Raw genomic sequence first — 19,094 nt, 5'->3', positions numbered from 1 at the left:
CGCGTGTCACCGACTCAACTTCTCGTTCCGACCTTCTCCCAGATGCTGCGCGCGCAGTCCGCGTGGCTCGACAAGGCTGCCGCACACCGCCAGGCCGCGGGCGACGCGCCCGACGCGGCGATGTCGCTGAAGCTGGCGCCCGACATGTATCCGCTCGCGGCACAGGTGCGCTTCTCGTGCTTCCAGGCGATGGAGCCCATCCACCGGCTGCGCGGCGAACCGCTGCCGGCCGCACTGCTCGCATTGCGCGAGGCGGGATGGCATGCGGATGCGCAGCCCGGCACGCTCGCCGATGCGCAGGCGATCATCGCCGGCACGCTCACGTTTCTCGGCGACCTCGCGCCGGATGCGCTCGATGGCGGTGCCGCGCGGCCGATCGCGCTCGACATGCCGAACGGGATCGCATTCGACATGACGGGCGAGCAGTACGCGCGCGACTGGGCGCTGCCGCAGTTCTATTTCCACGCGATCACCGCGTACGCAATCCTGCGCCACCACGGCGTCGAACTCGGCAAGGCCGACTACGTGCCGCACATGCTCGCGTACGTCCGGCCGGGCACGATTCCGCAAGGGTGAGCAGGCAGGCGCCAGGCAACCGCGAAGCGACATGACGCGGGCACTCTTCCTCTGCAGCCGCAACCGGCTGCGCAGCCCGACGGCCGAAGCGGTGTTCGCCGCGTGGCCGGGCGTCGAAACCGACTCCGCGGGCCTCGCGCCCGATGCGGACACGCGCGTGTCCGCCGAGCAGCTCGACTGGGCCGATGTCGTATTCGTGATGGAGCGTGCGCACAAGGCGCGGCTGGCAGCGCAATTCGGTGCGCATCTGCGGGACAAGAAGATCGTGTGCCTCGATATTCCCGACCGGTACGCCTACATGCAGCCGGAACTCGTCACGTTGCTCGAACGCAAGGCCGGCCCGTTGCTGCGCGCATGACCGGCGGGAGCGCTATCGACGTCAGCGCAGCCGGCCGCTTGCGATCGCCGAGAAACAGTCGAGACGCAGCAGCTCGATGATCTTGCGCGTCGGCACGCTCGCACGCAGCGTGTCGAGCCGGTCGACGGTGAACCACTTGCAGCGGGCGATCTCGTTGCTCGCGCGCGGCGTCAGGTGTGCCGGCACGTCGGCCACGAACACATGATGGAGCTTCGTCAGCCCGCCGAACTGCACCGCGTAGTCGAGCGCGAGCCCCTCCAGCCGCGTTTCCTCGGCAAGCTCCCGCAGTGCAGCATCGAGCGGCGTCTCGCCACGCCGGATCGTGCCGCCCGGCAGCGACCAGCGCGATGCGGTGCGGGCGACCAGCAGCACGCTGCTGCGCTGACGGCACACGATCGTGGCGCGTTCCTTGATGACGGCGAGAGTGTCCGGCCCGGTACGCATGTTCGGTCAAACAGGTGCTGAATCGTGGAGGAAATGCATGTCGGCGGCGCGCGACCCGCCAGCCGGCCGCAACGGCGTAGAGGCCGCCGTACCGATCTTAGCGGCCGTTCATGACAGTTCCATGCACGCCTTCGCGGGGCAAACGCCGAGTCACGCGTGCGTATAGATGCCGCTGCGCGCGGGCTTCACGTGACGCGGCTGGCGGCGCTTGTGAACAGCCCGCCGATGGTGGGACGGCGGCGGCGTGACGTGCCGGCGCGCGGGCGCGGGCCGGGCGGTCGGTGAGGACGACTGCGGCGCTCCCCCCGGCATCCCGGTCTGTCCTTCGCCGAAGTGGAACGTCTGGGTTTGCGCATGTCCGACGCCCAGCGTCGACGCCAGCATGAAGGCCGCCAGCAGCATCCGTTTCATGAATGATCCGTCCGATTTTTTTGAGATGAAGATTGCCCGCCAGCTTAACGAAAGGCGGGATGCCACCGCAACCGGCCCGGGTTCGGTGTCGCCCCGACTTGCGCACGGCGGCGTCTTTCGCTTCGCCTCAGGGTGCCGCCGGGGTTGACAACGAATTTCCTGAGTGTGAATATAAATTCACATACAAGAATTATTCGTCGAATCCGGACGGCCGCGCCCAAGCGCCGGCCTACCGGGACCGGCAGGCCGATCAACGGAACCAGGAGCGGGACGCATGGCGGAACACGAGCAGCAGGGCGCGCTGGCGGGATTGCGCATCATCGATCTGTCGCGGGTGCTGGGTGGCCCGTATGCGACGCAGATCCTGGCCGACCACGGCGCGGAGGTGATCAAGGTCGAACCGCCGTCCGGCGACGAGACGCGCACCTGGGGCCCGCCGTTCGACGGCGATACCGCGTCGTACTTCCTCGGCGTGAACCGCAACAAGCTCGGTATCGCGCTCGACCTGACGCAACCGGCCGACCGCGAGCGGCTGCTCGGCCTGCTCGAACATGCGGACGCGATCGTCGAGAACTTCAAGATCGGCACGATGGAGCGCTGGGGGCTCGGCTTCGACGCGCTGCATGCGCGGTTTCCGCGCCTCGTCCATTGCCGCGTGTCGGGCTTCGGCGCGGACGGCCCGCTGGGCGGGCTGCCCGGCTACGACGCGGCCGTGCAGGCCCTCGCGGGGTTGATGAGCGTCAATGGCGAAGCCGGCGGCGCGCCGCTGCGGGTCGGCGTGCCGATCGTCGATCTCGTCACCGGGCTGAACGCGGCGCTCGGCGTGCTGATGGCGCTGCGCGAGCGCGACACGAGCGGCCGCGGCCAGTTCGTCGAATCGACGCTGTTCGACTGCGCGCTGTCGATCCTGCATCCGCATACGCCGAACTTCTTCCATTCTGGGAAAGCACCCGTGCGCACCGGCAACGCGCATCCGAACATCACGCCGTACGACAGCTTTCCGACGGCGAGCGTCGACATCTTTCTGGCGGTCGGAAACAACGGGCAGTTCGCGGGCTTGTGCGACGTGCTCGGCACGCGCGACTGGCTCGACGATCCGCGTTTCGCGGACAACCGCGCGCGCAGCGCGAACCGCGCCGCGCTGCGCACGCTGCTCGAAACGGCGTTGGCCGGACACGACGGCGCGGCGCTCGCCGAGCAACTGATGCGGCGCGGCGTGCCGTGCGCGCCGGTGCTCGGGCTCGATGCGGCGCTCGACCATCCGCATGTCGCGCATCGGCAGATGAAGGTCGAGCTGGGCCGGCATCGAGGCATCGCGTCGCCGATCAAGCTCGGCCGCACGCCGGCCACGTACCGGCGACCGCCGCCCGCGCTGAACGAACACGCGGCGCAGGTGTTTGCCGACGCCGAGCCCAACACTGAAGACCGCGACCACGACACACGCCGGGACTGACCCGCATCGCGGCCGCCGGCCGTGTCGCGCGCCCGACGGCGCCGCACGGCCACTCGAACACCACGCCGGGCGACGACGCGCGCACCGGCTGAAGAGGAGACGCATCATGCTTGCATGGATCGGCGCGATCGCCATCGTCGCGCTGTTCGGCCTGATCATCACGAAGCGGCTATCGCCGCTCGTCGCGCTGATCGTCGTGCCGGTGGCCGCGTCGCTCGCGGCCGGGTTCGGGCTCGCGACCGGCAAGTTCATCGTGCACGGCGTACAGAACATCGGCCCGATCGCCGGGATGTTCGTTTTTGCGATTCTTTTTTTCGGAATCCTCACCGACGCCGGGATGCTCGATCCGATCATCGCGGGCGTGCTGCGCGTGATCGGCTGCCATCCGCCGCGTATCGTGATGGGCTCGGCGCTGCTCGCGCTGCTGATCCATCTCGACGGCTCGGGCGCCGTCACGTTTCTCGTCACGCTGCCCGCGATGATGCCGCTCTATACGCGGCTCGGGATGGATCGCCGCATCCTCGCGTGCGTCGCGTCGATGGCGGCCGGCGTCAATTTCCTGCCGTGGGTCGGGCCGATGCTGCGCGCATCGGCGGCGCTGCACATTCCCGGCTCGGCGATCTTCATGCCGATGATTCCGGTGCAGATCGTCGGGCTCGTGTTCGTGTTCGGCACCGCCTACGTGCTCGGCGTGCGCGAGGCAAAGCGGCTCGGGCTCGATCGTGCCGGCGCGGCGTCGCTCGCGATCGCGCCGCGGGCGCTGACCGACGACGAGCGCGCATTGCGCCGGCCGGAGCGCTTCCGGATCAATCTCGTGCTGACGCTCGTCGTGCTCGTCACGCTCGTGGCGGGCATCGTCGACCCGATGGTGATGTTCATGCTCGGCACGGTCGCCGCGCTCGTGATCAACTACCCGGACGTGCAGGCCCAGCGCGAGCGGATCGACGCGCATGCCAAGGCCGCGCTGATGATGGCGAGCGTGCTGCTCGCGGCCGGCGCATTCACCGGCATCATGTCCGGCACCGGGATGCTGAAGGCGATGGCGGACGTGGTCGTCGCGCACGTGCCGGTCGAGCATGCGCGCCACATGCCGTTCGTGCTCGGGCTGCTGTCGATGCCGCTCAGCCTGCTGTTCGACCCCGATTCGTTCTACTTCGGCGTGCTGCCGGTGCTCGCGGAAAGCGCGAAGCTGCTCGGCGTGCCGCCGATCCAGATGGCGCAGGCCGCGCTGCTTGGCCAGATGACGACGGGCTTTCCGGTGAGCCCGCTCACCCCCGCGACGTTCCTGATCGTCGGCCTGACCGGCGTCGAGCTGGCCGAGCACCAGAAATTCACGATTCCGTTCCTGTTCGCCGCCACCGTGCTGATGGTGTTCGCCGCCGTGATCGTGGGCGTGTTTCCGTTGTGAGCGTGCGAGACCTGCCGCTTCGTGCCAACCCGCCGGGCGATCCCGCAAGGGGACGCGCGTCGGAGTGGAAGCCTCGACGCCGCCGGGCGTTTTCCTTCTTGAAAGCGGCGTAGCCGCTTGGCCTTTTCCAGGAGTGCATGCCATGCAGTTCGACCTGACCGATGACCAGCGCGCGATCGAAAGCGCGATCGAGAAAATATGCGCGCGCTTCGGCGACGATTACTGGCTCGAACGCGATCGCGCGGGCGGGTTTCCGGCCGATTTCCACGCGGCGCTCGCCGAGGCCGGCTGGCTCGGCATCGCGATGGACCCGGCCCATGGCGGCGCCGGGCTCGGGATGACCGAGGCCGCGCTGATGATGCGCACGATCAGCGCCTCGGGCGCCGGCCTGTCCGGCGCGTCGGCCGTCCACATGAACATCTTCGGGCTGAATCCGGTGCAGGTGTTCGGCACCGACGCGCAGAAGGCGCGCTTCCTGCCGCCGCTGATCGCCGGGCGCGACAAGGCGTGCTTCGCGGTGACGGAACCCGATGCGGGCCTCGACACCACGCACCTGACCACGCAGGCGCGCCGCGACGGCGACCATTACGTGCTGAGCGGGCGCAAGATCTGGATCTCGACCGCGCAGGTCGCGAACAAGATGCTGATCATCGCGCGCACGACGCCGCTCGACCAGGTCGCGAAGCCGACCGACGGGCTGAGCCTGTTCTATACCGACCTCGACCGCTCGCGCGTCGAGGTGCGCGAGATCGAGAAGATGGGCCGCAAGGCGGTCGATTCGAACATGCTGTTCATCGACAACCTGCGCGTGCCGGAAGGCGACCTGATCGGCAACGAAGGCGACGGCTTCCGCTACCTGCTGCACGGGCTGAATCCCGAACGGATCCTGATCGCCGCGGAGGCGATCGGGCTCGGGCAGGCCGCGCTGCGGCGCGCGACGCAGTACGCGTGCGAGCGTGTCGTGTTCGGCCGGCCGATCGGGCAGAACCAGTCGATCCAGCATCCGCTCGCGCAGGCGTGGATGCAGCTCGAGGCCGCGTGGCTGATGGTGATGAAGGCGGCGACGCGCTACGACGCGGGGCAGTCGTGCGGCGCCGAGGCCAACGCCGCGAAATACCTCGGCGCGGAAGCCGCGTTCCAGGCCTGCCAGACGGCGGTCGCGACGCACGGCGGGATGGGCTATGCGAAGGAATACCATGTCGAGCGCTACCTGCGCGAGTGTATGATTCCAAGGCTCGCGCCCGTGAGTCCGCAACTGATCCTGTGCTACATCGCGGAGAAGGTGCTCGGGCTGCCGAAGTCGTACTGACCGGTCCGACCCGGCAGCCGGCCCGGTGCGCGGTTTCCCGTTCCGATTCAAGCACTCGTCATGGACGTCAAACTCGTTGCCCGCACGCTCGACCTGTTCGAGCTGTTCGCCGCCGAACGGCGGCCGCTGCCGCTCACCGAACTCGCGCGCCTGCTCAATGTGCCGGCGTCGAGCTGCCTCGCGATGGCGCGCACGCTCGTGAGCCGCGGCTACCTGTACGAAGTGCGCAAGCGCGGCGGCTACTACCCGACGCGCCGCCTGCAGACGATCGCCGCCGCGATCGACGCGACCGACCCGGTCGTCGACATCGTCCATCCGCATCTCGTCGCGCTGCGCGACGCGAGCCGCGAGACGGCCGTGCTCGGCAAGATCCAGGGTGTAGCGGTCACGTATCTCGACGTCGTCGAGTCGGAGCAGGCGATCCGCTATACGCGCGCGCCGGGCGAACTGCGCCCGCTGCATGCGAATTCGATCGGCAAGGCGATCTTCGCGGAACTGGCCGGCGACGCACAGCAGGCGCTCGGCGCGCAGTTGCCGTTCGAGCGCTTCACCGATGCGACGGTGGAGGATCTACCCGCGCTCGTCGCGCAAACCGCCTGGTTTCGCGAACTCGGCTGGGCCGAGAACTTCGGCGAGAGCGCGCCCGAGCTGTCGGCGATCGCGGTTGCGTTGACGCTCGACGGCGACTGGTACGGGCTGTCGGTGGTCGGGCCGACCGAGCGGATTCGCCAGCATCGCGACACGCATGCGGCGCTGCTCGTCGACGCGAAGGCCAGGCTGCTGGCCGAGCACGCGCGCGACTGAAAGCGGGCAGGGCGCGCCGCCCAGCGGGCCGTCCGCCGGCGATCCGGTAGCGGGCGATCGCCGTGAACGGCCCCGGATGCGCAGGCCTCGCGCCTAGCGCCGGCCGCTGCGCCGCATCACGACTTCACCCACACGCCGCCCGCACTCGGGTTGTCGCCTTGCGTCCACCATTTCGCACAGTATTTCGCGCCCTGGTACATCACGCAGGTGCCGCCCGAATACGCGGTGGTGGCCGACCACGTGGGCGTGCCGCCGCCGACCACTTTCCACACGGCGGCCTGGCCGGGCACGTCGCCCTGCGTCCACCATTGCGCCTGGTACGTCGTGCCCTGGTAGGTGACCGTCGCGCCGGCCGTATAGACCTGGCCGGCCGCCCAGGGCGCGCCCGGTTGCGGCGTGCCGCCGTCCGAGCCGCCGCCGTAGTTCGGATCCTGCGTGACGCCCGTGCCCCACTTGCCGTCGAGCCGCTTGAAGATCGTCGCGAACGCGTACGGCTGCTGCGCGACGCCCGAGCAGGTCGGCGACGCATATGTGCCGCCCGACGGGCACGCCTGGTCGCGGCCGACCGACCAGTTGCCGAAGAAGCCGTAGCCGTTGCTGACCGCCGCGTTCAGCACGCTTTGCGCATTCGCGAGCGTGAAGGTTTCGCCTTGCACGTCGTTCACGCCGATCATCGGCGTGACGCCGACCATCTGCCAGAGCTGCGCGTTGGTCTTGGGCTGGCCGGCCGACTTGAAGGCCGTATCGAGTTGCGAATACAGCGCCTGCGCGGCACTGATCGCGGCCGCGCCCATGTCGAGGTTCGCGGGGCCGTAGTCCATCGCCATCACGTTCACCGCATCGAACGCGGTCTTGTTCGAGATCGCCGCGTTGACGACGTTCAGGCCGTCCTGCGTGAGCCCGGTCGGCATCGTCGGCAGCGTCAGCGTGACGTGCAGCGGCTTGCCTTTCGCCGCATAGCTCGCCTGCAGCTGCGTGACCGCCTGGAAGTTGCGTGCGACCGCGGCCGTGTCCGTTTGCGACGCACCTTCGATGTCGAAGTCGACGTGCGTGAGGCCGTACGTGTCGATCACGGTCTGGTACGCGCTCGCCAGCGCGGGAACCGTCGAGCACGCCTGCATCAGCGGCGTGCCGTTCGCACCGCCGAACGACACGGCGACTTCGCCGCCTTTCGCGCGATAGCTCGCGATCGACGTCGACAGCGCGGTCAGCAGGCCGCCGCTCGCGCCGTTGCCGATCGGCTGCACGCCGCCCCATGACGGCACACAGCCGTTGCCCGCGACCACGAACGCGAGCGTGAACTGCTGGATGCCTTGCCGGACGCCGATCTGGTCGACGAGCGGCGTCGGATAGAGCGTCACGTCGACGTAGGGCGCATAGACGCCGGCGCCCTGGGACACGCTCGCCACGGCAAGCAGGCAACCCGCTGCAAGTGCGCGCGGGATGAAACGCGGCAACACATTGTTGTTCATTGTGTTCTCCAAGTGGAAGAGGGATACGCTGGCCCGCGTATCGCCGCCGGTCGGGCGACCGGGCATGCCCGGCCGACGGCGTGCTCATCTTGGAGGATTCGCGTCGAATAGTGAATAGTCAGGAGTTCTTTTTGTTATTTGATTCCCGATACGTAACGATCTTGCCGATTCGACACAGTTCCTGAATGCGTGACACGGGTGATTTTTCCGATCGACCGGGAGAGGCCCGACGCGTGTCGCTCGTCGCACTTCAAGCCGATGGCGGCTGCACGAGCGAGCGCGCCAGTGCGACGAAGCGCTCGACGCACGCCGACGCGAACGGCTCGTTCCACGACACGATCTGCTCGACCGCGCGCGTGCCGGCGAGCGGCACGTAGACGACGCCCGGACGCGGCAGCGTGGCCGTGAAACCCGGCACGATCGCGATGCCGCGTTCGGCGGCCACCAGCGACACGAGCGTCGTGATCTGTGCGGCGGTCGCGCCGATCCGCGGCGTGAATCCGGCTTGCGCGCGCAGGTCGTCCAGTGCCGCGGTCAATGCCGAGCCGTAACCGGGCGGAAAGGTGACGAAGGTTGCGTGCGCAAGCGCCGCGACGTCGACGCTCGCACGGCTCGCGAGCGGATCGCCGGCCGGCACGGCCGCGACGAGCGGTTCGCGCGACACGACGAGCGATGCCACCGGCACGCCGGGCGCACCGTGCCATGCCCAGCCGAAACCGATGTCCATCGTGCCGTCCGCGATCTGCTGGCGCTGGCTCGCGGTCGCCGCCTCGCGGAACGCCAGCTCGACGTCGGGCATCGTCCGGCTCGCGACGCGGATGACGTCCGGGAACGTGTCGGACATCGGGATCGAGCTCGCATAGCCGATCACGATTCGCCCGGCAACGCCCTGCGCGATCTTGCGCGCGCTCGCCTCGGCCTCGGCGGCCGCGCTGACGACGTGGCGCGCATGGTCGAGGAACGCGGCGCCTTCCGGCGTCAGCCGCACCGCGCGCGTCGAACGCTCGAACAGCCGGACGCCGAGCTCGCTTTCGAGTGCAGCGATATGGCGCGTCAGCGGCGGCTGCGCGACCCGCAGGCGCAACGCCGCGCGGCCGAAGTGCAGTTCGTCGGCGACGACCACGAAATAGCGGAGGCGGCGCAGGTCGAGCATTGTTGTCGTTCCGGTATCAATCGCGATGAAAACGGTATTGGCGTGCACGCGGCGCGCTCGTCAGACTGTCGGTATCGACGACCAGGCCGCTCCGATGAACGACAGGACCACGCGCATCGCGTTCTTTCTCTGCGGCTTCGCCGCGTTTCTCAATCTGTATTCGACGCAGGGCATCCTGCACGAACTCGCGGCCACCTTCGGTGTCAGCGCGGAGCGCGCGGGGCAGGGCGTGAGCGCCACCACGACGGCCGTCGCCATTATCGCGCCGTTCGTCGGCATGCTGGCCGCGCGCATCGAGCGGCGCGTCGCGATCTCGCTCGCGGCGGTGGCCGTCGCGCTGCCGGTCGTGTGGTCCGCGCAGGCGGGCGGTTTCACGTCGTTCCTCGGCGCGCGCTTTGCAGCCGGTCTCGTCATGCCCTTCATTTTCGCGCTGTCGATCGCCTATATCGCCGAGCGCTTCGATCGCGGCACCTCCGCCGAGATCAGCGCGCTGTTCGTCGCCGGCACGACGCTCGGCGGTTTCGCCGGCCGCTTCGCGACCAACCTGATGACGTCGATCTGGGGCTGGCGGCATGCGCTCGACGTCGTCGCGGCGCTGTGTCTCGTCACGGGCGTCGCGATCTACGCGAGCCTGCCGGCGTCCGGCGCGATCGCGCGGCGCGTCGAGCACGTTGCGGATAGCGGCGCGGGGCCGTCCTGGCGCATCGTCACGCGCGGCCCGCTGCTTGCATCGTTCGCGATCGGCGCATGCGTGCTCGCGTCGCAGGTCGCGACGTTCACGTTCGTCGGCCTGCGCCTGGCCCGCGCGCCGTTCAACTTCGGCACGGTCGGGATCGGCGCGATCTACGCGGTGTTTCTGGTGGCGGTGGTCGTGACCCCGCTGGCAGGGCGCCTCGCGCGGCATCGCGGCCCGCGCGCGCCGGGGCTTGCCGCGGCCGCGCTCGCGATCGGCGGGGCGCTGCTCACGCTGTCCAACCACGTGCCGGTGATCCTGGCCGGCCTCGCGCTCAGCTCGACCGCCGTGTTCGTCGAACAGGCGTCGGCCAACACGTTCATCTCGCAGGCGGCGTCGAGCGCGCGCTCGACGGCGATCGGCATCTACCTGTCCTGCTATTACTTCGGCGGCAGCCTCGGCTCGATCCTGCCGGTGCCCGGCTGGCATCGGTGGGGATGGGCCGGCTGCGTCGCGTTCGTGGTCGCGACGCAAGCGATCGTCGGCGTGCTCGTGTACCGGTTCTGGCGCGCCGACGGCACAGCCGGCACCGCGCAGGCCGACGCACGCGGCGTCACGCCGACGCGCTGACCGGGTTCAGCGATACCAGCGCGGCGTATAGACCCACTCGCGTGCGTTGCCGATTGCGAGGCGCCGCGTCGTCGACGAGCCGACGATCACCATCGTGCGCATGTCGACCTGGTCGCTGCGCAACGCGCCGAGCGTCGTCGTCGTGAGCGTCGCGCCCGGCCGGCCGATGTCGCGGCCGAGCACGACCACCGTCTCGGCGCTGCGGTGCGCGCGCACGGCATCGAGTGCACGATCGAGCTGCCACGGCCGTGCACGCGAGATCGGGTTGTAGAACGCCATCACCAGATCGGCCTGCGCCGCGTGCCGCAGGCGCGTCTCGATCACGTCCCACGGCTTCAGGTTGTCCGACAGCGAAATCGCGCAGAAGTCGTGACCGAGCGGCGCACCGGCCTGCGCGGCGGTCGCGAGCGACGCCGAGATGCCGGGCTCCACGCGCAGGTCGACCGCGGCCCAGTGCGGATCGCGCGCTTCGTCGAGCGCTTCGAGCACGGCCGCGGCCATCGCGAACACGCCCGGATCGCCCGACGACACGACCGCGACGCGCCGGCCTTCGGCTGCAAGCTCGAACGCATGGCGCGCGCGCTGCATCTCCTCGCGATTGTCGGTGCCGTGCACGCGCTGGTCGGCGCGGAACGGGCCGGCCATGTTCACGTAGGTCGTGTAGCCGAGGATGTCGGTCGCGTCCTCGAGCGCGGCGCGCGCGGCCGGCGTGAGCCACTCGGCGCCGCCCGGGCCGAGGCCGAGCACCGTCAGTCGGCCGCGTGCACGGCCGAGCGTGGCGGGATCGACCGGATGCGACGCGACCGCGCATGCGATGCCGTTCGTCGGGGCGCGCAGCGTGTGCGCGACGCGCAACGCGCGGCCGAGCAGGGTGGCCGCATCATCTGTCGCGTCAGCGTCGGCATCTACGAAGCGCAGCGGCACGTCGAGCGTTTGCGCCGCTTCTTCCAGTACGCCATCACCGATTGCCGATGCGGGCGCAACGATCGCGGCGAGCGCCAGCCGCGCGAGACCTTGCGAATCGAGTGCTGCATCAATGCGTGCGGCAAGCACTTCATCCGCGTGGATAGCCCGCGCATCGACGCCGACCACGACGCTGCGCGGATGAATCACGAGTTCGTCGCGCGTACCGCGCCATGCGTCGGGGGTCACGCGGATCGCATGCGCGGCGGCTTCGTCGCGCGGCAGCGCAACATCGTCGAGCCACGGCGCCGCGCCGTCGATGCGCGTCGACGCGCCCGCGAGCAGATCGGAGACGAAGCGCTTGCCCTGGCCGAGATCGGCAAGCGCATAGCCTTCCGGCGGATTGAGCACGCACGCGCCGAAGCGCAGTTCGCCGCTCGTCGTGATCGCCGGCGCGACGCCGACGCATGCGGCGATTTCCCGCGCGATCACGTTGACACCCGTCAGCCCGCCGAGCAGCGGCACGACCGCCGAGCCGTCTTCCGCCACCGCGAGCACGGGCGGCTCGATGCCCTTGTCGGCGAGCGCGGGGGCGATGCAGCGGATCACGATGCCGGCCGCGCACAGCGCGACGATCGGCACACCGCGCGCATAGAGTTCACGCAGATGCGCGCCGAGATCGTCGAACGGCACGTCGGCCGCGACACGCGATGCGAGGCCATGCACGAGCGCACCCGGATAACGCGCCTGGATGCGCCGCGCGGTATCGAGCGCGCCCGCGCCGAGAATCACGATCGCGGGCAGCGTGGTCATCCTTGCCATTTTTCCCCCGGCACGACGAGCAGCGAGAAATACGGCGACGCCATCGGGTCGACTTCGTCGAGCGGCACGATGCGCTGGCTCGCCATCGTCGCGCGCTCGACATACAGCGCGCGCTTCGCGAGCCCCAGCTCGTCGAGCACGCGCCGCACCTTGTCGAAATTGCGCCCGAGCTTCATCACGACGGCCGCGTCGGCCCGCGCGAGCCGCTCGCGCAGTTCATGCTCGGGCAGCACGCCCGACAGCACCGACAGGCTCTGGTTGCGATAGACGAGCGGTTGGCCGAGCACCGCGGTGCCCCCGAGCATCGCGCACACGCCCGGAATCACCTCGGTGTCGTAGCGCGGCGCGAGGCGGTCGTGCAGGTACATGTACGAGCCGTAGAAGAACGGGTCGCCTTCGCAGATCACCGCGACGTCGCGCCCCGCGTCGAGGTGCGCGGCAACGACCTCGGCGGCCGTGTCGTAGAAGTCGGCGATCACCGTCTCGTAGCACAGCGGCGGCGGCAAGGCCTCGGTCGTCACCGGATAGACGAGCGGCAGCTGCGTCTGCGCGTCCTGGAGGTGCGCTTCGACGATGCCGTACGCATTGCCTTTCTTGCCCTTCGCGACGAAATACGCGACCACGTGCGCGGCCTGCAGCACGCGCAGCGCCTTGATCGTCATCAGTTCGGGATCGCCGGGGCCGACACCGACACCGAACAGGCGTCCGCGCGCGGTCGTCATTCGACCTCCGTCGCGAGCGCGTTGACCGCTGCCGCCGCCATCGCGCTGCCGCCGCGCCGGCCGAGCAGGGCGACGTACGGCACGCCGCGGCTGTCGGCATCGAGCAGCGCCTTCGATTCGGCCGCGCCGATGAAGCCGACCGGGAAACCGAGGATCAGCGCGGGGCGCGGCGCACCGGCGTCGATCATGTCGAGCAGGTGGAACAGCGCGGTCGGCGCATTGCCGATCACGACGACGCTGCCCGCGAGATGCGGACGCCACAGCTCGAGCGCGGCGGCCGAACGCGTGTTGCCGAGATGCCGCGCGAGATCGGGCACCTCGGGCTCGCCGAGCGTGCAGATCACGCGGTTGTCGGCAGGCAGCCGCGCACGCGTAATGCCTTCGGCGACCATCCGCGCATCGCACAGGATCGGCGCGCCGGCGGCGAGCGCCGTGCGGCCCGCCGTGCCGGCGCCGGCCGAGAAGCGCAGGTCGTAGACGACGTCGACCATCCCGCACGCATGGATCACGCGCACCGCGAGTTTCTCGAGGTCGGGCGGAACCTGCGACAGGTCGGCCTCGGCGCGGATCGTCGCGAACGACTGGCGGTAGATTTCCTGCCCGTCGCGAATGTAGTCAAGCATCGGTGGTGTCCTGGCTGTGCCGCGCGCCCGTCAGTCGGGCCGCGGCCTGGTCAATCGTCAGATGGCGCGCGAGCGGGGCGCCAAGGCCCGCGGCGGCGTCGCGCCGGTAAAGGTCGTAGTGCGCGGGCGCCACCGCGACGAGCGTGTGCGTCGCGGGATGCGGCAGCGCGCAGTGGCGTTCGCAGCCGGTCAGGTGCACGTCGACTGCATGGCCGATGCGGGCGGCGAGCGCGCGTGCGTCGTGCTTCGTGTCGGCGCGCGCTTTCGCGCAGCCCGCGCTGCCGGTGCACGCGACGAGCGTCGCCAGCGGGTCCGACGACGCGCAGACGAGGCCAAGCGACGCGAGCGCATCGAGCGTGGCCGGTGCGCGTTCGCGCGAGACGTCATGCAAGAACACGCCTTGCCATGGCGTCATCGACAGCGTGCCGTCGCCGTCGGTTTCGGCCAGCGCCGCGAGCCGTTCCAGTTGGGTGGCATCGAGTCGGCCGAGCACGAATTGCGCGCCGACGTTGCAGCGCGTCGCATCGAGCGACGGGCGCACGCCGAAACGCAGCGTCGGGTCGGTGCACGTGCGACGCCAGCCGGCGAGTGCCGGATCGGCTTCAAGCGGGAAGGGCAGGTAGTGCTGCGCGCGTTCGAGCAGCGCGCGTTCGCCGCATGTTGCGAGCAGCGCGCGCATCCGCGTGACGTCGGCCGGTGCGAGATCGAGAAACGCGAGCAGCAGCGCGCGGACCAGCGCAGCAGCTTGATCGGGCGCGACATCGACAGAAGCGGGTGGGTCATCGTGCGCGACCGGCGGACAACCGGCCAGCCCGGCCGCGACGCGCACCGCGCCGTCGCCGCGACGCCGGGCGGCCAGCCAGATGTCGTGAGGATGATCGAGCGCCGCAACCGATTCGCCGCCGTCGAGCTGGATCGAGAATTTCGGCGACAGCTCGCCGCGGCGGGGCTCGCGCGCCAGCATGTCGAAGAGCGGCGCGGCAAGCGCGCGGCTGTCGACGAGCGCGGCAGGGTCGTGGCCGGCGAGTGGGCTGAGCAGCACGTTGCGCACGTCGTCGCTCGCGGCGAGCGCGGCTGCATCGGCGTCTGCATTCGAGGTGGCGTCGACGGGCGGGCCGAGACCCGCTTCGAGCAACGCACGCGTCAGCGCGTCGGCCGCGCCGTCACGAATGCCGCGCAGTTGGAGATTCGCGCGATTGGTGGCGTCGATCGTGCCGGAGCCGAAGGCGCGCGCGGCGGCGGCGATCGCACGCGCCTGGCGCGCATCGAGCCGGCCGCCCGGCAGCTTGATCCGGCACAGCCCGCCGTCGGCGGCCGCGACCACGCGCACGAGCCCCGGGCAGGCCGACGGGCGCACGACGGGCGACGCAGGAATCGAAACGGGGGCGGAGCTCAACGGGGTACCGGGACAGTGTCGGGCCGCGGCCAACGCATCGGTACACCCCGCCCGACGCCGACTGGCACGCACGCACTTTCTGGCCGGCAGGTCTCCTGGCTGACAGGTCGGCGCCGGCTCCCGGCCTTCCCGGTGGAACCAGTGGCATGAGGGGGAGATCGGCTCGCTGTCTACAGTTGCGGGGGCAGCCACAGCGGCGCGTGGCGCGCCCTGTGTTCCCTCTTCGGCCCCGAAGGGCACCGGCGAACGAACGGCCGTAGGATACCCGATTTTCGAGACGATCCGGCATTGTCGATATGCCGCGCAACCGCGTCACAGCGCGGTCGCAGCCGGTTTGGCGCTATCTCGCAAATGGTACGATTGGCGGCTCGACACCCGATCGGCGACCGCCGGCATCCGCGATGACACTCGGCAGGACGGAGCTGTTCGGCATGGGCATCGCGCTGGGCCTGCTGGCCATCCCGGCCTGGATGCTGCTCGCGTGCATACTGATCCCGCTTGCGCCGTCGGCCGAGTGGCCGAAGAATGTCGGGCTCGCCGGCCTCGGCGTGCCGATCGCGGCGGGCGGCACGTTCCTGTACCGGAAAACCGATGCACGCTCGCTCATGTGGCTGCTGCTCGGCTGGCTGCTGATCGCGTCGATCGGCGGGATGGTTCTGGCCTTGCTGACGTTTGTCGTCGGCGTGCCGCTCGGCTGACGTCGTCGCCGTATCGCACCGGCGGGCGGGCGACACGCACGGCGCGGGAGCGGATCGGGATCGTCAACGAATCAACGCGCGGCAGCCCAGCCGCCGCGCATCGCAACACACGGTAGGAAATCGAACGATGGGGAAGGGTGCATGACGGCGTGGCTGACGGTAGTGGGCATCGGCGACGACGGTTACGCGGGGCTCGGGCGCAGTGCGCGTCGCGCACTGCTCGACGCGACGCTCGTCGTCGGCGCGAAGCGGCATCTCGACATGCTGCCCGCGCGGCTGCCGGCCGCGCGCGAAGCGTGGCCGTCGCCGTTCGACCTCGCGGGCGTGCTGGCGCGGCGCGCGTCGCCCGTCTGCGTGCTCGCCAGCGGCGACCCGATGCTGTTCGGTGTCGGCGCCACGCTCGCGCGCCAGCTTTCCCCCGACGAATGGCGCGTACTGCCCGCGCCGTCGTCGCTGTCGCTCGCGGCCGCGCGCCTCGGCTGGGCGCTGCAGGAGGTCGGCGCGGTCTCGCTCGTCGGCCGGCCGCTGGCGACGCTCGCGCGTCATCTGCTGCCCGGCCGCCGCCTGTTCGTGCTGAGCGCCGACGGCCGCACACCGGCCGCCGTCGCGGCCGAACTCGTCGCACGCGGCTTCGGGCCGACGCGCATCAGCGTGCTCGAACATCTGGGCGGCTCGCTCGAGCGCCGTCTCGACGCTCTCGCTCAGGACTGGCGCATCGACGAAACGGCCGCGCTCAACCTGGTCGCGCTCGATTGCCAGGCCGGCCCCGACGCGCCGCGCCGCGCGCTCACGCCCGGCCTGCCCGACGATGCGTACCGTCACGACGGCCAGCTCACCAAGCGCGACCTGCGCGCGATGACGCTCGGGCGTCTCGCGCCCGCGCCCGGCGAGCTGCTGTGGGACGTCGGCGCCGGCAGCGGCTCGATCGGCATCGAATGGATGCGCGCGCATCCGTCATGCCAGGCGATCGCGATCGAAGCGCATGCGGAGCGGCAGCGCTTCATCGAGCACAACCGCGACGCGCTCGGCGTGCCGGGCCTGCAGCTCGTCGCGGGCCGCGCGCCCGACGCGCTCGCGGGGCTCGCCGCGCCCGACGCGATCTTCATCGGCGGCGGGGCGACCGCGCCCGGCGTGCTCGACGCGTGCTGGGCAACGCTGAAGCCCGGCGGCCGGCTGGTCGCGAACGCGGTCACGCTGCAGGGCGAGATGACGCTCGCCGCCTGGCGCGAGGCGCACGGCGGCACGCTCACGCGCGTGTCGCTCGCCCACGCCGAGCCGCTCGGCCGCTTCGATACGTGGCGACAACCGTTGCCGGTCACGCTGTACGACGTGCGCAAGCCCGACGCGGCCGACACGTCCGCAGCGCCGGCCACGACGAACGCAACGGACGCGTGATGCGCGACGAGACTCCCGAACAGCCCGCGCCGCTACGCTTCGGCTATACGACCGGCAGCTGCGCGACCGCGACGTCGCTCGCCGCCGCGCGACTGCTGCTCGCGGGTAGTGCGGACGACGCGGTCGAGATCGTGCTGCCGAAGGGGCAGCGCGTGATGATGCGGCTCGAGTTCTGCCGGGCGACCGCCGACGGTGCGGAAGCCGGCACGATCAAGGATGCCGGCGACGATCCGGACGTCACGCACGGCGCGCTGATCTTCGCGCGCGTCGCGCTCGCGGCGGTGCCCGGCGTGCGGTTTCATGCGGGGCCGGGCGTCGGCACGGTCACGCGCGCGGGGCTGACGCTGCCGGTCGGCGAACCGGCGATCAACCCGGTGCCGCGCCAGATGATGACGACGCACCTGGACGCGCTGGCGGCCGAGCACGGCTATGCGGGCGGCTTCGACGTGACGATCGGCGTCGAAGGCGGCGAAGCGCTCGCGCTGAAGACGATGAACCCGCGCCTCGGCATTGTCGGCGGCCTGTCGATCCTCGGCACGACCGGCATCGTGCGGCCGTTCTCGTGTTCGGCCTATATCGCGTCGATCCACCAGGGCATCGACGTCGCCCGCGCGAACGGCATCGCGCACATTGCCGCCTGCACCGGCAACGCGAGCGAGGACGCGATGCGCGCGCACTATCAACTGCCCGACATGGCGCTGATCGAGATGGGCGATTTCGCGGGCGCGGTGCTCAAGCACCTGCGGCGCGCGCCGGTCGCGCGGCTGTCGATGTGCGGCGGCTTCGGCAAGCTCAGCAAGCTCGCGGCCGGCCATCTCGACCTGCACAGCCGCCATTCGAGCATCGACCTGCCGCTGCTCGCGCAGTGGGCGGCCGAGGCGGGCGCAAGCGACACGCTGCAGGCCGCGATGCGCGCCGCGAACACGAGCCAGGAAGCATTGAAGCTCGCACACGCCGACGGCGTGCCGCTCGGCGATCTCGTCTGTGCACAGGCGTTGCGCGTCGCGCGCGACATCGTGCCGCCGTCGGTCGCCGTCGAGATGTTCGCGATCGACCGGCAGGGCCGCTTCGTCGGGGAGGCGCGATGAGCGTGCGCATCCTGCTGCTCGGCGGCACCGGCGACGCACTGAAGATCGCGCGTGCACTCGGTCCTCACCACGTGTACAGCCTGGCCGGCCTCGGCAAGGTGCCCGACGACCTGCGCTGCGACGTGCGCGTCGGCGGCTTCGGTGGCGCGGCCGGCCTGGCCGCGTATCTGCACGACGCCGGCATCGGCCTCGTGATCGACGCGACCCATCCGTATGCGGCGCAAATCAGCGCGAATGCCGCAGCCGCTGCGCGTGAAGCGGGCGTGCCGCTGTGGGCGCTGCGCCGCGCGCCGTGGGTGCCGCAACCCGGCGATGACTGGCGCATGGTCGACGACTGGGCCGGCATCGAGGCCGCGCTCGCGCCGTTCAGGCGGCCGCTGTTCACGCTCGGCCGCGAACCGCTCGCGCATCTCGACGCGATCCCGCCGCACCAGTTCTGGCTCGTGCGCTGCCTCGACGCGCATCCCGGCAATGCCCATGCGCAGATCGTCGCCGCGCGCGTGCCATTCACGCTCGACGGCGAGCGCGCGCTGTTCGCGCTGATGGGCATCGACGTCGTCGTCAGCAAGAACAGCGGCGGCGCGGCCACGGAAGCCAAGCTCGACGTCGCGCGCGAACGCAGGCTGCCGGTCGTGATGCTGCGCCGGCCGCCGCTACCCGACGCCGACCGCGCGTTCGATTCCGCCGCGGCGCTCATCGACGCGCTCGATCCCGCCGCGCGCGCATGACGCCGCGCGGCCGGTCACCCCATGAATT

At 70.5% G+C, this 19,094-nt stretch carries 19 protein-coding genes and 1 riboswitch; of the genes, 11 read left to right on the top strand and 8 right to left on the bottom strand.

Going from position 1 to position 19,094, the window contains the following annotated elements:
* Nucleotides 1-3 precede the first annotated feature (3 nt).
* The gene (locus QZM35_RS11610; protein WP_089425405.1) at nucleotides 4-576 is read left to right on the top strand and encodes a DUF1993 family protein; all 573 of its coding nucleotides are present in this window, start codon (nucleotides 4-6) and stop codon (nucleotides 574-576) included.
* A 31-nt stretch (nucleotides 577-607) separates the two neighbouring features.
* Nucleotides 608-934 carry a low molecular weight protein tyrosine phosphatase family protein gene (locus tag QZM35_RS11605; RefSeq protein WP_089431071.1) on the top strand — a complete coding sequence of 109 codons (327 nt, stop codon included), beginning with the start codon at nucleotides 608-610 and terminating at the stop codon, nucleotides 932-934.
* Between the two features lie 21 nt (nucleotides 935-955).
* Here QZM35_RS11605 and QZM35_RS11600 read toward each other — a convergent pair whose 3' ends face one another.
* Together QZM35_RS11600 and QZM35_RS11595 are read right to left on the bottom strand one after the other, a co-directional pair.
* Nucleotides 956-1,378: an NUDIX hydrolase gene (locus QZM35_RS11600; protein ID WP_089431072.1), complete on the bottom strand. Its 423-nt coding sequence runs from the start codon at nucleotides 1,376-1,378 to the stop codon at nucleotides 956-958.
* A 150-nt stretch (nucleotides 1,379-1,528) separates the two neighbouring features.
* The gene (locus tag QZM35_RS11595) at nucleotides 1,529-1,789 is read right to left on the bottom strand and encodes a hypothetical protein (RefSeq protein ID WP_089425408.1); all 261 of its coding nucleotides are present in this window, start codon (nucleotides 1,787-1,789) and stop codon (nucleotides 1,529-1,531) included.
* A 274-nt stretch (nucleotides 1,790-2,063) separates the two neighbouring features.
* On the opposite strand from QZM35_RS11595, the gene QZM35_RS11590 reads away from it, so the two are divergent.
* The 4 genes from QZM35_RS11590 to QZM35_RS11575 all read left to right on the top strand — a co-directional run bounded on the left by QZM35_RS11590 (nucleotide 2,064) and on the right by QZM35_RS11575 (nucleotide 6,763).
* Nucleotides 2,064-3,242 carry a CaiB/BaiF CoA-transferase family protein gene (locus tag QZM35_RS11590; protein WP_301775940.1) on the top strand — a complete coding sequence of 393 codons (1,179 nt, stop codon included), beginning with the start codon at nucleotides 2,064-2,066 and terminating at the stop codon, nucleotides 3,240-3,242.
* A gap of 106 nt (nucleotides 3,243-3,348) precedes the next feature.
* Complete coding sequence (locus QZM35_RS11585) at nucleotides 3,349-4,650, top strand: CitMHS family transporter (protein ID WP_089425410.1); 1,302 nt, start codon at nucleotides 3,349-3,351, stop codon at nucleotides 4,648-4,650.
* 142 nt (nucleotides 4,651-4,792) lie between these two features.
* The gene (locus QZM35_RS11580; protein ID WP_089425411.1) at nucleotides 4,793-5,959 is read left to right on the top strand and encodes an acyl-CoA dehydrogenase family protein; all 1,167 of its coding nucleotides are present in this window, start codon (nucleotides 4,793-4,795) and stop codon (nucleotides 5,957-5,959) included.
* Nucleotides 5,960-6,019: 60 nt separating this feature from the next.
* Nucleotides 6,020-6,763 carry an IclR family transcriptional regulator gene (locus tag QZM35_RS11575; protein ID WP_301775939.1) on the top strand — a complete coding sequence of 248 codons (744 nt, stop codon included), beginning with the start codon at nucleotides 6,020-6,022 and terminating at the stop codon, nucleotides 6,761-6,763.
* Nucleotides 6,764-6,879: 116 nt separating this feature from the next.
* Here the strand turns inward: QZM35_RS11575 and QZM35_RS11570 are convergent, their stop codons facing one another.
* Nucleotides 6,880-8,235: a chitinase gene (locus QZM35_RS11570; RefSeq protein ID WP_301775938.1), complete on the bottom strand. Its 1,356-nt coding sequence runs from the start codon at nucleotides 8,233-8,235 to the stop codon at nucleotides 6,880-6,882.
* 250 nt (nucleotides 8,236-8,485) lie between these two features.
* Complete coding sequence (locus tag QZM35_RS11565; protein ID WP_301775937.1) at nucleotides 8,486-9,388, bottom strand: LysR substrate-binding domain-containing protein; 903 nt, start codon at nucleotides 9,386-9,388, stop codon at nucleotides 8,486-8,488.
* A gap of 94 nt (nucleotides 9,389-9,482) precedes the next feature.
* On the opposite strand from QZM35_RS11565, the gene QZM35_RS11560 reads away from it, so the two are divergent.
* Nucleotides 9,483-10,691 (top strand): MFS transporter, encoded by a 1,209-nt coding sequence (locus QZM35_RS11560; protein WP_089431077.1) that lies wholly within the window; start codon nucleotides 9,483-9,485, stop codon nucleotides 10,689-10,691.
* 6 nt (nucleotides 10,692-10,697) lie between these two features.
* Here QZM35_RS11560 and cobJ read toward each other — a convergent pair whose 3' ends face one another.
* Genes cobJ through cobG form a run of 4 tightly spaced genes read right to left on the bottom strand, consistent with a single transcriptional unit; the run spans nucleotide 10,698 to nucleotide 15,118 of the window.
* Nucleotides 10,698-12,407, bottom strand: a complete 1,710-nt coding sequence (cobJ, locus tag QZM35_RS11555; RefSeq protein WP_301775936.1) for a precorrin-3B C(17)-methyltransferase — start codon at nucleotides 12,405-12,407, stop codon at nucleotides 10,698-10,700.
* Nucleotides 12,404-13,138 carry a precorrin-2 C(20)-methyltransferase gene (locus tag QZM35_RS11550; protein ID WP_301775935.1) on the bottom strand — a complete coding sequence of 245 codons (735 nt, stop codon included), beginning with the start codon at nucleotides 13,136-13,138 and terminating at the stop codon, nucleotides 12,404-12,406. The genes cobJ and QZM35_RS11550 overlap by 4 nt, the downstream gene beginning before the upstream one ends.
* Nucleotides 13,135-13,761, bottom strand: coding sequence for a precorrin-8X methylmutase (locus tag QZM35_RS11545; RefSeq protein WP_046545711.1), 627 nt, complete (start codon nucleotides 13,759-13,761; stop codon nucleotides 13,135-13,137). The genes QZM35_RS11550 and QZM35_RS11545 overlap by 4 nt, the downstream gene beginning before the upstream one ends.
* Nucleotides 13,754-15,118, bottom strand: coding sequence for a precorrin-3B synthase (gene cobG, locus QZM35_RS11540; RefSeq protein ID WP_301776058.1), 1,365 nt, complete (start codon nucleotides 15,116-15,118; stop codon nucleotides 13,754-13,756). The genes QZM35_RS11545 and cobG overlap by 8 nt, the downstream gene beginning before the upstream one ends.
* A gap of 106 nt (nucleotides 15,119-15,224) precedes the next feature.
* Nucleotides 15,225-15,416: riboswitch (cobalamin riboswitch) on the bottom strand.
* A gap of 142 nt (nucleotides 15,417-15,558) precedes the next feature.
* Between cobG and QZM35_RS11535 the strand changes: the two genes are divergently transcribed.
* The 4 genes from QZM35_RS11535 to QZM35_RS11520 all read left to right on the top strand — a co-directional run bounded on the left by QZM35_RS11535 (nucleotide 15,559) and on the right by QZM35_RS11520 (nucleotide 19,066).
* Nucleotides 15,559-15,855, top strand: a complete 297-nt coding sequence (locus QZM35_RS11535; RefSeq protein WP_144025191.1) for a hypothetical protein — start codon at nucleotides 15,559-15,561, stop codon at nucleotides 15,853-15,855.
* 141 nt (nucleotides 15,856-15,996) lie between these two features.
* The gene (gene cbiE / locus QZM35_RS11530; protein WP_301775934.1) at nucleotides 15,997-17,250 is read left to right on the top strand and encodes a precorrin-6y C5,15-methyltransferase (decarboxylating) subunit CbiE; all 1,254 of its coding nucleotides are present in this window, start codon (nucleotides 15,997-15,999) and stop codon (nucleotides 17,248-17,250) included.
* The gene (locus QZM35_RS11525; RefSeq protein WP_301775933.1) at nucleotides 17,250-18,338 is read left to right on the top strand and encodes a cobalt-precorrin-5B (C(1))-methyltransferase; all 1,089 of its coding nucleotides are present in this window, start codon (nucleotides 17,250-17,252) and stop codon (nucleotides 18,336-18,338) included. Before cbiE ends, QZM35_RS11525 begins: the two co-directional genes overlap by 1 nt.
* Nucleotides 18,335-19,066, top strand: coding sequence for a cobalt-precorrin-6A reductase (locus tag QZM35_RS11520; RefSeq protein ID WP_301775932.1), 732 nt, complete (start codon nucleotides 18,335-18,337; stop codon nucleotides 19,064-19,066). The genes QZM35_RS11525 and QZM35_RS11520 overlap by 4 nt, the downstream gene beginning before the upstream one ends.
* Nucleotides 19,067-19,094: the final 28 nt, after the last annotated feature.

This window comes from Burkholderia sp. AU45274, from assembly GCF_030482505.1.
Taxonomy (GTDB): Bacteria; Pseudomonadota; Gammaproteobacteria; order Burkholderiales; family Burkholderiaceae; genus Burkholderia.
This window is presented reverse-complemented; position numbering and strand designations above follow the sequence as displayed.